We start from the raw sequence: 12526 nt of genomic DNA, 5'->3' as shown, positions 1-12526 counted from the left end.
TGAAACGCGGTAGCGGCGAAGATACTTGGCGGGCAACCGCCTGGGAAAATAGCTCGGTGCCAGGAGTCTTCTTTTTTATTGTTGGTTTTATTTTTTAGCTTATTTTCTGGCGCATGTTTTTAGTCAATAGACCAGGATTGCCCTTCTAGCTGGCGGCAACCTTGCAAACCTACGGCTGGGTTTTCAAAATATTTTGCTTCTGGTACCCAGATATTTACTGTTTTGTTAAGCGAGATCCAATACAAATATTCTACTTTTGGTTTGTATTGCAATCCAACTCGGAGGTTGGAAAAATCGTCTTCGCAAAATTCAAATCCAAATCTAACGATTAATTGAGCTAAAAGACACTCAGGGGTATCCAAGTATTCACCGGCAGTTTCCCTTTCTTGCCAAAACTTTTCTAGAAAAGGTAGCAGTACCGGCTGAATCGATTCTGGTTCGCCTTTTCTGCTGGCGTATACGATCGCGGGATTTCCTTCTACAAGAAGATGACAGGGACTACTCATAAAGAATTGTTTCCTTGGAATCCTTACCTGGTTAGTAAAGTCTAGCGTATCGCAATTGGGTACATTTTTAAAATGACGAACAGATATTTCAAAAATGGTTTAATGCTGAGCATTTCGTTTTGGATTGCCACAGGCATTATAGGTGGAACAATAGGTTTCTTGTCGCTTACCAAATAGTTCGTAACGGCGATCGCGAATTTGTTCGTAAACCCTTTCGCCAACCCATTTCATGCCGGGAAGTGCGTAATAAGTATTAACAAATAGGTCTCCTGCTGGCAGAAGGCTACCAATTTTCAAGGCGGCATCGCTTCCTTGCCAGCGGTTTTGTGGGTGGTTGGCATCTAGCAATATCATTCCCAATTCGCAGTCTTGGGGAGTAATCCCAAACTGCTGCAGGGTTTCTTTGGCTTGCATGGGAATGTAGGCAAATTGCTCTCCACCATCCAAGCGTTCGAGCAACTGTACGAGGGTGGTACACAGGTTGCAATCCCCATCGTAAATTACATAGTAGCTTGCTTTCATAGAAATGCTTCGTTTCAGAGAGGGTCTGCTTTCTTTTTTTAACATTTCTTTTCAAGTTTTGCAGCAGAAACCGAACCTTCTTTCGCTGCTTATAGATATTCAATTTCCAAATTTCAGGTTGCATGGGAATTGACTTCTCTGCTAGGTCTTAGAGAAGATCAAACCAAAGCTTTCAATAAAGCTTGAAGTTTTAGTTGTACTTCGGCAAGTTCTCGTTCCGGTTGGGAACCCGCTACAATGCCAGCACCGGCATACAAACGAGCGCGATCGCCGTCTATAAAAGCCGAACGAATCCCCACAATAAATTCTCCATTACCATGATTATCCACCCAACCAAGGGGAGCTGCATACAAACAACGATCCTCGGGTTCGTATTGACGAATATTTTGTAATGCCATATCCCTAGGAACGCCAGCAACAGCGGGTGTAGGATGCAATTGTTCTAGAATTTGTAAAATATGAATATCTGCAGGCAAATCGGCTTGAATGGGTGTCCATAAATGTTGAATATTGGAAAGTTGCATGAGTCGTAGGGGTTTGGCACAGGGAGCCAATCCCAAGGAACGCAATCGTTCTAAAATAAATTCTAAAACCATTAAATGTTCTCGCTTTTCTTTCTCGCTAGATAACAAAGTTTGTGCTAGTTTTATATCTTCCTGTAGGCGTTTGCCACGGGGGGCAGAACCTGCCAAAGCATCTGTAGTCAAACAACTATCTCGAACACTTAACAGGCGTTCGGGACTTGCACCAATAAAACTTTGACCGCTACTATTTCTAGTAGAAAAAATATAACAGTCTGGATATTGTTTCCGGAGGTTGGCCAAAGCTACTAACGGTTCCCAGTTTTTTTCCGAACGAACAGATATTGTATGAGCTAAAACGATTTTTTGTAGAATATTATCCTGGATAGAATTCAAAGATTGCAGAACAGAATTTTTAAATATGTCTTCACTTTCTTGAATGGAATTTTCGTTTATTGGGTTGCGATTTTTATGTTGAAATAAATAAAGTTTACATATACAATTTTGAACGATATTAATTTGGCTATTAAAATATTCAGATATTTGTTTTATATTGTCCCGGAAATGGATTTCTTTGTTAATTGTTACAACTGAATTCTGTAAGTATTTAGAAATTTGAACTTCTGGAAGAAAAACGGTTGCTGCTGGAAATATATTTGTATGTAAGGTATCTGGAAAAAATGTAAAACTGCAGAAAAAGTGGGCACCACTAAAAGGCAAATTCAAACTACCTGTCGATAGCGTGCGAGACAAACAATTTTGAATAAATTCCTGTGCCACGGGAAAACGATCGCTTTGCGTATAGGTTAACTTGACGGCACTTCCCAAGGCAGCGATCGCCCAAAAACCGGGTTTTTCCAAATAAAAATGTTGCGGCTGGGGATAGCAAATTGTATCGAGAACAGCCAGGGGATCGAGGGGGGGGATTTCTAAAGAAATACTGGCAATATAAGGATATCCTTGCTTGTGCGACATCTGCTGGCATTTGGCAAGGAAATGATACAATTCTTTACGTTCTAGCAAAAGTGTCGTATGAAATGGGGTCGCTGACATGGATTTCATAGGATCGTTTCTCTCTACCACCGAAACATTTTTGACAAATGCAAACGATGGTTAAGATTTGGCACGCAAGGTACGTAATCCCTAGTTTGCCATGAGATACCGTAGATAGGAACCATGCCAATAGCACTACTTTTTTTATTCCCGGCAACCGCCACTGGAATTGTCTGTTCGTTACGGGTGGTCAAGCCAATAGAAACCACGATGGAGTTTTCTCCTACCGCACTACGTCGTAAAATAAATAAACACTTGGCGAACATTTACTATATTGTAGGAACGCCGCATGAGTTTGCAGACTTTGGAATCATCGAGTGCGAAACTGTGGCTGGCAGCCATCAAGCCGCCGATTTACAGCGTAGCCATCATGCCGATTTGGGTAGGAACGGCGGTAGCTGTTGCCGATACCCAGGTTTTTAACGGCAGAGTATTTTACACCTTTTTGATATCCGCCATTTTCATCGTGATCTGGTTAAATCTCAGCAACGATGTTTTTGATTCGGAAACTGGGATTGACGAAAACAAACCCCATTCTTTAGTAAACTTAACAGGTAACAAAAACTTAATATTCGGGTTAGCCAACCTATTTTTAATCTTGGGAATCTTGGGAATTCTAGCGATCGCTTGGTGGCAGCAAGACATCACCATTATCGCTTTGGTGGTTCTCAGTTGTCTGCTGGGCTACACTTACCAAGGACCGCCTTTCCGATTGGGATATCATGGTTTGGGGGAAATTATTTGTTGGATCGCCTTTGGTCCGCTAGCGGTAGCAGCTGCCTACTACAGCCAAACCCAGCGTTGGTTGGTTGGCAACATGGCTGCTTTGTGGATTGCGGCGACGGTGGTGGGTTTGGTCACCAGCTTGGTGTTGTTTTGTTCTCATTTCCACCAAGTGGAAGACGATATCAAAGCCGGCAAGCGATCGCCGATCGTACGTTTGGGAACCGAACGCGGTGCCAAACTCTTACCTTGGTTCTGTGGTAGTATCTACGCCACCATTGTAGCCGGAATTGTACTGGAAATCCTGCCCATGTGGACGATTCTGGCTTTTGGTAGCCTCCCATTTGCTTGGCAGTTGTGTACCCATGTCAACAAATATCACGCACAACCGGATAAAGTTAGCAATAGCAAATTCATTGCTATTTCCATCCACGCATCGAGTTGTTCCTTGCTGGGAGTTGGCTTTCTCCTAAATTTCCTTCCCTAGCCGTTGCAGTCAACCTTTGAAGTCAGGAACTACCAATGGAAAACCACAACCATGGGTAATTCCTGGCTTCCATGCATGGAAAAGACGATGTACCGCACTCAACCAGAAACGCTTTGCGAAACATATAGCTTTACATTTTATCCCTATCGGCGATCGCTTCGCCATCCCCTGGCAACCAGCCACGGAACTTGGCAGTATCGGGAAGGCATTTTCGTACGTTTGACAGGAAATCGGGGAACTGGTTGGGGAGAAATTGCCCCTCTAACCGATTTTGGTAGCGAAAGTCTTTCCGAAGCTGTTGCTTTTTGCCAGCAACTACCGAAAACCATTACCGCAGAAACCATTTTTGCTATTCCCCATCGGCTACCGGCGTGTCAGTTTGGTTTGGAATCGGCGATGGAAGATATAGGCGAATTGCCACCATTGCCGTCTTTGCAATATAGCTGGCTGTTGCCTACTGGAGAAGCAGCTTTATCCGCCTGGCGATCGCCCTATGAAAAAGGGTATCGTACCTTTAAATGGAAAATTGGGGTTACCCATTTCAATACCGAACAAAAAATTTGGCAGCAGTTGCTACAAGAACTTCCCACAGATTGCCAGCTACGCCTCGATGCCAATGGTGGATTGGATGTAGATACGACGAAAGCTTGGTTGGCAAATTGCGATCGCATGAGGAAAAACCACCAACCCCCAATCGAGTTTTTAGAACAACCTCTCCCTCCCCATTTCTTTAACACCATGCAAGACCTCAACCAGCAATATACCACTCCCATTGCATTAGACGAATCGGTGGCAACTTTGCCGCAACTGCAAGATTGCTACCAGCGACAATGGCGAGGAATTTTTATTATCAAACCCTGCATCGCTGGTTCGCCAAGTAGGTTGCGAAAGTTTTGCCAAACCCATGAAATTGATGTGGTTTTTTCTTCGGCTTTGGAAACAGAAGTGGGAAGAAAAGCAGCTTTGCGATTGGCGGCGGAGGTAAATCCCAGTCGTTGTGTTGGTTTTGGGGTAGATGGATTGTTTGGAAAAGAAGGGGGAAAATAAATTTTAGGACAATTCATTTTGGGGAAAATAGATTTTGTTTGCTCTACTGTAGGCAAAAAATATCGAAAAAAAACATAATACCATTTTCTTAGATTTTCCAAAAAATAATCGGGGTACTTTTGTAGGGGTACTTCGCGAAGCCCCCCTAGCAAGAAAATTAGTGAACGTCAGACGATTGTTGTTTTTTAGAAATAGTATGATATGGTCGATAACAGAAAAACACCGTTAGCATTTTTAGAAGAATATCCTCGGGAAAATTTCCATCCTACTTATCTGGCGGAAAATCTATTGGCATTTAGCCAGAAACGATACCAGCAATGCCTAGATTCTTATCAAGGAAAAAATCCACCGAAGATTTTGCTGGCTACATCAGATACAGTTAATTTCTTAGCAACTTTTGTAGCTGCTGTTTCCTGCAATTTTCCGGTATTTTTAGGAAATTCTCAATGGGGAAAGCAAGAATGGGAACAGGCTTTGCAGTTGGTTCATCCCAATATTATTGTTACTGATGGAAATTGGCAGGAACGGCAAATACCGGCATCGGAACCTTTCCCGATTTTTATTTCCAGACCAATTGGCATTGCTACTGGCGGTTCGTCGGGAAAATTGCGTTTTGTGGTTCACAATTGGGAAACGTTGCTGGCTGCGGTGGCTGGATTGAGGCAGTATTTCCAGGTTTCGCAAATCAATAGTTTGTGCGTTTTGCCTTTATATCATGTTAGCGGTTTGATGCAATTTGTGCGATCGCTGGTTACTGGCGGAAAATTTTTTCTTCTGTCTTCTTGGAAGGATATGCTTGTTGGTTCGGCTAAGAATTCTTCCCAGTTACCGCAGGAATTTTCTCCAGAAACGTTTTTTCTTTCTCTGGTTCCCACGCAATTACAACGCTTGCTGGCATCGGCGGAAACGGCTTCTTGGTTGTCGCAATTTCAAACGATTTTTTTAGGGGGGGCAGCGGCTTGGCAGGCGTTGTTGGAAACGGCAAAACAATGGCAACTTCCCCTTTCTCCTACCTACGGAATGACGGAAACGGCTGCTCAGGTAGCAACGCTAAAACCCCAGGATTTTTTATTGGGAAAAAATGGAGTAGGTTGTTGTTTACCCCATGCAAAAATTACGATTCAAGCATCTTCACAGGCGGTGGGAATTGTCGCGATCGCATCTGATTCTCTCGCTTGGGGATACTATCCCAACCAACCGTTTGATGGAAAATTGATAACCGATGATTTGGGATATTTTGATGCTGCTGGCTATTTACATTTAATCGGACGCAACAGCGATAAAATTGTTACGGGTGGAGAAAATGTTTTTCCCAAGGAAGTGGAGGCAGCGATTCGAGAAACGGGTTGGGTTCGCGATGTTTTGGTGACGGGAATTCCTGATAGCGATTGGGGGCAAGTTGTGGTTGCTCTTTACGTTCCGCGTTGCCAAGGCGAACCATTGCCGCAACCAGTTCCTTCTCTAAATATTAGCCGTTACAAATATCCCAAGGTTTGGATTCCTGTGGAGAAAATTCCTCGCAACGATCGCCATAAAATCGATCGCGAAGCTGTCGATCGTATTATTGCTGAATGGCAACGCAGTGAATGAGGGGGGATGACTGCATGGGGGTTAGACCCTACAGAAATTATTTTTGCCCAGGTTAGATGTTTGAGCGAAAGAATCTCAAAAAAAATGAAACTTTCCCCGACCACGGGGCATGAAGTCGTGCCAACTTTTGCCCCAGCTATTCCTTTTTCCATCTTTGCTTAAAAGCATACCATAAATCGGATTTTTTGTCAATGCCGATGTGCTTGCAACCAAGCGGTCACTTCTGGGGATAGAGCTTGTTTGCTGCGGGTGGCAGGATCGATGCCAAGGTGAATGGTATGGGCTTTGGCTGCTATTTTTTCGTTTTCTAAAGAAATTTGATAGTGGATGTGGAATTTTTCTGGGGTTTCTGGTTTTGTTTGTAACGAAATTATTAAGCGATCGCCGCAGCACAAAGGATGAAAATAATCGATATCGGCATGTACGATGGGGATAGCAGTTTGTGCGTTGCTAAAGAAGCTTGGCAAATGGATGTTGGAGGCGGTGAGGGAAGCTTCGTAGGCTTCGTGACACATGGATAATAGATTGGCAAAGTAGACGACACCGGCGGCATCGGTATCGGCAAATCGAACCACACGATGGTATTGATAGGACATGGAATCAAATGAAATGAAATTAAATTAAATATTCTCATTTTCGGGCATGGGGGCAACCTTCAAAAAAATTTACATTGTGAAGGTTCTTAATTAAATTGAAATGAAGCTTTATAGGAACGAAAGCAGAAATTCGTTAGAGTATGAATAAAAGAACAGAATTCGTAGGAAATTCTAGCAATTATGTATTCTTCTAACTTTCATCCCCGTCGATGGCAAACAATTTTGCTGTTCGCGCTAGGGTTCTGGTTAAGTGCTAGCGTGTTGTTGGATTTCGTAGTCATGCCTTCTTTGTATGCTGCGGGCATGATGAAAACCACTGGATTTGCTTCTGCCGGTTATTCGCTGTTTTGGTTGTTCAATCGTGTGGAACTGGTCTGTGCTGGTTTGGCATTGACTGGTTTGCTGGTCACCTGCAAGAACAACCCCGATCGCGATCGCGGTCGCAATACTGTTATTATTTTATCGGTTTCGCTGATGGCGATCGCGCTGACCCAGGCATTTGTGCTCACCCCCCAAATGAGTGCCATGGGTGCCCAGTTGAATTTGCTGGAACCGGTAGCTAGTGCTGCCTCGGGCATGAACCAAATGCATATGGCATACTTTGGTTTGGAAATGCTGAAACTGGTGGCTGGGGGAACGGTTATGTATTGGTGCTATCGACACTTTCCCCCGATGACAGCATCGAACTAAAATTTCCTTGCCATCAAATGGGCAATCTATTCTTCTGTTTCTTCTGCTTCGCTGGAACCAAATAACAGGCGAAAGGCCATAATGGTAAAACCAACGGCTGCGATCGCTTTGACGATATCTTGTGGTAAGATTTGAGCGGTTCCCTCGCCAACCATAATCCCCAAAAAACTGGCTAAGACGAGGGCAGAAGCCGTTCCCAAAAACACTGCTTTGGGGGCTTTGCTACTGCCTCCCAATGCGATCGCAGCTACTTGGCTTTTGTCGCCCAACTCTGCCAAAAATACGGTCATAAAGCTCAATCCGATTAATTGCCAATCCATAAGTCTTGTTTTGTATCTATTTTTTCAAGCTATTTGCAAACGTTTGTACTTGAGCTGGGATTTGCCACTAGTCAGGCAAAGATTTCCCACAATAAAGAAGCCGCCACAAACAGCAATAAAACGCCAGCCGATTTTTCCAGAACTCGCGGCGACAGGCGGTTGCCCAACCAACTTCCCAAGCTAACCCCAATCAAGCTGGTGGCAACCAAAGCGGTTCCTGCCCCAGCAAACACCATCCAGGGTTCGTGAGATTCGGCACTCATCAGGAGGGTAGCGACTTGGGTTTTGTCTCCCATTTCCGCCAGCAAAATAGTGATAAAGGTGGAGGAAAAGACTGCCCAAATGCCTCCTAAAGAGGTAGAACGAGAGGAGGATGGGGTTTGGGAGGTGGTTGGTTCTGATGAAGACGTTTCGGTAGAAGAATTGGCGGTTGTTTGGTTGGTGGTTGATGGAGAAATATTGACTGTCAAAGCGTGACTCCCGGCATGTACTGGAACTCAAATAACTATGGTAACAGGGACTGGAAACGGCGATCGCGAACAATTCGCCTCCATAGATATTCTAAGGGAGAATGCTTAGGAAGTTGTCGTTTTCTATACTTTTGTAAAGTTCCTTAAACTAGATTGAGGGAACCAGATAATATAAATTATGAAACGCTAGATTCAGTAGTTGTACCAGAACAACCATGGAATTTCTAAACGATTTACTCAGCGGCTTGGCTAGCTTCAACTGGGAACCAATTGTCCAGCTTGCCCTGGTGGCGGCGATTATGATTTCTGGTCCCATTGTGATTTTCTTGCTAGCCGTTCGCGGCGGCGATTTATAAAGTTAGATGGCGACAACTCAGTTCTGCCAAATTTGGGGGGTAAAGGCCTAGCTTGGAGCCATCGGTTTCGAGTGGCGTTTTTACCCTCCGAGTTTTGGTTAACCTGGGGATTGACAAAAGGGACGAAATCGCGTATATTACATTTCATTTTTTAGAAAAATCACTCAAACTTTGTAGAGGCGCTTCGCGAAACGTCTGGGGCAAGTTTATTTTTTTGGGGAAATTCTTTTGCTCAAATATATAAGCTGTGTAAACATAGAGGTAGCGATCGCTTTATTCAGCGTGCGGCGGTAAAGATGCGATCGCTGTCTTAATGAGATGGTAAAAGAACGGCTGGCGGACATCAACTTGACGGGCACTGTCGCGATTTTTGCCCACAAGTCCCCAAATTTCGCCCTTGGTCACTGCCAAAACTTCGCCCTGTTGGTTGCGGATGCGTAGTTCTTGCTTGCTACCGTTTTGATAAACCGCACAGCTATATTGGCGTTGTTTGTAAGTAAACGTAATCTGACGGGTGGTGCGTTTCGTCGTCGGATGGCTGGTGACAGCAGGCAAGCGAACCCCCGCAATTTCTAGTTGAGCGCTAATTATACCATTAAACTCATTTTCTTGCAAGCGATAGGCAACATCAATTTGACGAGGTAGGGGATAGTAAGACCCCCAACGCCACGCAATCGCATCTCGGAGGGTATCGCCTTCCTGCAAACGCAACTTGACATGATTGTCGCCGACCACCTTTTGGTCAATAACTTCCACCGACGTCCAAAAAATGGGGGTATTGTTCTCAATCCCCATCGGCTGAAAAGCTTGCATTTGCTCGTAAAGGGGTAAATCGGCAGCCGCCAGAGACAAACGAGCATCGATAGAAATCAAAGGCTTCAAATGCTCCGGCTGCAGGCATTGATGGGCAAATTGACTGAGGCGATCGCGAAAAGCTGCAAAATTGTCCGCTGCCAGAGAAAACCCACCTGCTGCTCGGTGACCGCCGTATTTCCCCAACAAATCATCGCAAAACTGCAACGCTTCAAAAACATGAAACTCCGGAATCCCCCTTGCCGACCCGCGAATGTGCTGGTGTTGTTCGTCTTCGTAGGTAGCAATAAAAACCGGTACGCCATATCGTTCCACCAGCCGGGAAGCCACAATGCCAATCACCCCATGGTGCCATTTGGGTTGTACCAGAACCAAAACCCGCCTTTGCTGCCAATCCGTACCTTGGGTTTCGACCCATTCAATAGCTTCTTGTTCGATAGCATGGCACATGGACTGGCGTTCGCGGTTAATTTGTTCGCATTCCATGGCTCGCTGTAAAGCCACTGCCGGGTCGTCGGTGGTTAGCAACTCAATAACCGTTTGGGGATCGGCAATGCGACCCACGGCATTGATACGCGGTCCTAGGCGAAAGCCAATGTCTTCCGGTTTCAGGGTTTGTTTTTTCTGGGTTACCCCCGACACTTGGATGAGAGCTTTAATCCCTTCTACTGGGGAATGGGGAAGCGATCGCAATCCCGTCCGAACCCACTTGCGATTCACCCCCGTTAGTGGTGCCAAATCCGCCACCGTTCCCAAAGCAAACAACGCCAGCAGGTCGTTATCCAACTGTTCTTCTTGTTGGTATCCCTTGGCGAGGGAAACCGCTAAAATATAGGCAACTCCCACCCCAGCAATTCCCCAATAAACGGAACTGGTGGGCAGCAATTTGGGATTGAGAATGGCATCGGCGGGGGGAAGTTCCGGGGGTAAATCGTGGTGGTCGGTGATAATGACCTGGATACCTAATTCTTTGGCTCTGGCAATGGGGTTGTAGGCAGCAATGCCGTTGTCAACGGTTAAAATTAAGCGAATGCCGTTTTCGTAGCAGTCTTCCACAATCCGCTCGTTGATGCCGTAGCCTTCCGACATGCGGCTGGGAATATCGTAATTTACGTTAGCCCCCAACCAACGCAGCGATCGCAACAACAACGCCGTACTGGTCATACCATCGGCATCGTAGTCGCCACAGATAACCACAGGCCAATTTTGCGCGATCGCTTGTTGCAACAAAGCCAAACTAACCGGCAAATCGGGAAAAACTTCCCGAGGGTCCGGCAAAACCATATTTTCCGGATACAAAAATTCCGTGGCTGCCTCTAGGGTATCGATGCCGCGATTGAGCAAAACTTGTGCCAAAACCGGGTCGATGTTCGTTTGTTCGGCTAGCCACCGTGCTTTTTGCGTGTCTGCTTCGGCAATGTGCCACCGTTGCGGTGGGACCGAACTCGATGGGGAACGAGGAGATTGGCGGAGAGATTCTTGCACTTTCAATATCCAGTTGCAGGTCTCATCAAGGGAAACTTTTCCAGAAAATTAGCCAGGAATTTTCCAGATTTTGATGGTTTTGTCGGAACTGCCGCTTACCAACGTTTTGCCATCGCGGGTCATATCCATAGATATAATAGAATCTTCGTGGCCGGTTAGGGTTTTGATTTCGCTACCTTGGCGAAAATTCCATAATTTAATTGTGCAATCGGAACTACCAGAAGCCAAGGTTTTGTTGTCGGCACTGGCAACCACCGAAAGCACCGAATCTTCGTGTCCGGTGATGGTACGCAATTGTTCTCCTGTGGTTACATCCCAAACAATGATGGCATCGCCGTAACCGCCGCTAATCAAGGTTTTGCCATCGGGTGCGATATCCACTGAGAGAACGGAATGATTTTGTCCGGTGAGGGTATGCAGGAGTTTGCCTTTTTTTATATCCCAGATTTTAATAGAACAATCGGAACTGCCAGAAGCGAGGAGGCGACCATCGGGACTGATGGCTACCGAAACCACCGAATCTTCGTGACCGTAGAGGGTGCGAAATTCGTAGCCGGTGGTTAAATCCCAAATTTTGACGGAACAGTCGGAACTGCCGGAGGCTAAAAGATGGCCGTCGGGACTGGCGGCAATGGCTAAGACGGCATCCATGTGTTCTTCCAAACTGAGAACTTGCGCTCCTGTTACCCGCCGCCAGACTTTCACTATACCATCGGCACTACCGGTAAATAGGGCTTGACCGTCGGGACTGATGGCAACGGTGACAACACTGCTTTGATGTCCTTCTAAGGTAAATAGTTCGCGAGCTTCGTTGAGGTCCCAAATTTTGAGGGTGCGATCGACGGAACCGCTGGCGATGATGTCCCCTTGCCAGCTTACGGCAACGGAGAGGACACTGTCGGTATGTCCGGCGAGCGTGCCCCACAGGACCATATCTTGATATCGTAAATTATCTACGGGCAAATAGGGAGCTGGTGCGGGAGCGGGGGTGGGTAGATTTCCGTAGGGATTTGGCGTTTCGGCTGCGCTCACCGCAGGCGTTTCGGCTTCGTTTGGGGAAGTGTGTAAGGCTTGCTGAAGGTTTTGACGTTCGGTACGAGCCACTTGTAGCTCTTTGAGAATTTCTTGTAGTTGTTGGGATAAACCGTCTACTTGCTGTTGCAGTTTTTGAATTTGTTGGGATAGAGCTTGGAGATCGACAGACTCGAACTGAGACATAACCAATAATCCTTGTAATGCGTTTGCCAGGCATGCGGTTCGGCTTTGCTTGCCGCCAGTAGAATTACCCCAGATCGTACCGTCTGGGGGTCAACACGCGACGATGGAACCACCAGAAATTTTAAGCGG

The 12526-nt window shown here is 45.8% G+C and carries 13 protein-coding genes; 5 read left to right on the top strand and 8 right to left on the bottom strand.

Features of this window, described 5'->3' with window-relative positions:
- Window positions 1–119: 119 nt before the first annotated feature.
- From AS151_RS02565 to AS151_RS02555, 3 genes are all read right to left on the bottom strand, one after another.
- The gene (locus tag AS151_RS02565) at window positions 120–506 is read right to left on the bottom strand and encodes a histidine kinase (RefSeq protein WP_071515506.1); all 387 of its coding nucleotides are present in this window, start codon (window positions 504–506) and stop codon (window positions 120–122) included.
- A 99-nt stretch (window positions 507–605) separates the two neighbouring features.
- The gene (locus AS151_RS02560) at window positions 606–1028 is read right to left on the bottom strand and encodes a DCC1-like thiol-disulfide oxidoreductase family protein (protein WP_071515510.1); all 423 of its coding nucleotides are present in this window, start codon (window positions 1026–1028) and stop codon (window positions 606–608) included.
- A 158-nt stretch (window positions 1029–1186) separates the two neighbouring features.
- The gene (locus tag AS151_RS02555) at window positions 1187–2611 is read right to left on the bottom strand and encodes an isochorismate synthase (RefSeq protein ID WP_343327416.1); all 1425 of its coding nucleotides are present in this window, start codon (window positions 2609–2611) and stop codon (window positions 1187–1189) included.
- A gap of 280 nt (window positions 2612–2891) precedes the next feature.
- Here AS151_RS02555 and menA point away from each other — a divergent pair, with 280 nt between their 5' ends.
- From menA to AS151_RS02540, 3 genes are all read left to right on the top strand, one after another.
- Window positions 2892–3812, top strand: a complete 921-nt coding sequence (gene menA / locus AS151_RS02550; protein WP_071515505.1) for a 2-carboxy-1,4-naphthoquinone phytyltransferase — start codon at window positions 2892–2894, stop codon at window positions 3810–3812.
- Window positions 3813–3899: 87 nt separating this feature from the next.
- Window positions 3900–4859: an o-succinylbenzoate synthase gene (locus AS151_RS02545; RefSeq protein ID WP_071515504.1), complete on the top strand. Its 960-nt coding sequence runs from the start codon at window positions 3900–3902 to the stop codon at window positions 4857–4859.
- Between the two features lie 201 nt (window positions 4860–5060).
- Window positions 5061–6449, top strand: coding sequence for an AMP-binding protein (locus AS151_RS02540; RefSeq protein ID WP_071515503.1), 1389 nt, complete (start codon window positions 5061–5063; stop codon window positions 6447–6449).
- Between the two features lie 188 nt (window positions 6450–6637).
- Here AS151_RS02540 and AS151_RS02535 read toward each other — a convergent pair whose 3' ends face one another.
- Window positions 6638–7045, bottom strand: coding sequence for a thioesterase family protein (locus tag AS151_RS02535; RefSeq protein ID WP_071515502.1), 408 nt, complete (start codon window positions 7043–7045; stop codon window positions 6638–6640).
- A 180-nt stretch (window positions 7046–7225) separates the two neighbouring features.
- Between AS151_RS02535 and AS151_RS02530 the strand changes: the two genes are divergently transcribed.
- The gene (locus AS151_RS02530) at window positions 7226–7735 is read left to right on the top strand and encodes a DUF4149 domain-containing protein (protein WP_071515501.1); all 510 of its coding nucleotides are present in this window, start codon (window positions 7226–7228) and stop codon (window positions 7733–7735) included.
- Window positions 7736–7761: 26 nt separating this feature from the next.
- On the opposite strand, the gene AS151_RS02525 is transcribed toward AS151_RS02530, so the two are convergent.
- Both AS151_RS02525 and AS151_RS22695 read right to left on the bottom strand, forming a co-directional pair.
- Window positions 7762–8055 carry a TMEM165/GDT1 family protein gene (locus tag AS151_RS02525; RefSeq protein WP_071515500.1) on the bottom strand — a complete coding sequence of 98 codons (294 nt, stop codon included), beginning with the start codon at window positions 8053–8055 and terminating at the stop codon, window positions 7762–7764.
- A 71-nt stretch (window positions 8056–8126) separates the two neighbouring features.
- Window positions 8127–8525, bottom strand: a complete 399-nt coding sequence (locus AS151_RS22695; protein WP_071515499.1) for a TMEM165/GDT1 family protein — start codon at window positions 8523–8525, stop codon at window positions 8127–8129.
- Between the two features lie 215 nt (window positions 8526–8740).
- On the opposite strand from AS151_RS22695, the gene AS151_RS02515 reads away from it, so the two are divergent.
- The gene (locus AS151_RS02515) at window positions 8741–8881 is read left to right on the top strand and encodes a photosystem II reaction center protein Ycf12 (RefSeq protein WP_071515498.1); all 141 of its coding nucleotides are present in this window, start codon (window positions 8741–8743) and stop codon (window positions 8879–8881) included.
- A 273-nt stretch (window positions 8882–9154) separates the two neighbouring features.
- Here the strand turns inward: AS151_RS02515 and recJ are convergent, their stop codons facing one another.
- Window positions 9155–11179: a single-stranded-DNA-specific exonuclease RecJ gene (gene recJ, locus AS151_RS02510; protein WP_071515508.1), complete on the bottom strand. Its 2025-nt coding sequence runs from the start codon at window positions 11177–11179 to the stop codon at window positions 9155–9157.
- A gap of 48 nt (window positions 11180–11227) precedes the next feature.
- Window positions 11228–12397, bottom strand: a complete 1170-nt coding sequence (locus tag AS151_RS02505; protein WP_071515497.1) for a WD40 repeat domain-containing protein — start codon at window positions 12395–12397, stop codon at window positions 11228–11230.
- Window positions 12398–12526 lie beyond the last annotated feature (129 nt).

Source organism: Geitlerinema sp. PCC 9228 (genome assembly GCF_001870905.1).
Taxonomy (GTDB): domain Bacteria; phylum Cyanobacteriota; class Cyanobacteriia; order Cyanobacteriales; family PCC-9228; genus PCC-9228.
Note: the sequence above shows the minus strand (reverse complement) of the source record. Positions and strands in the feature narration are given on the sequence as shown.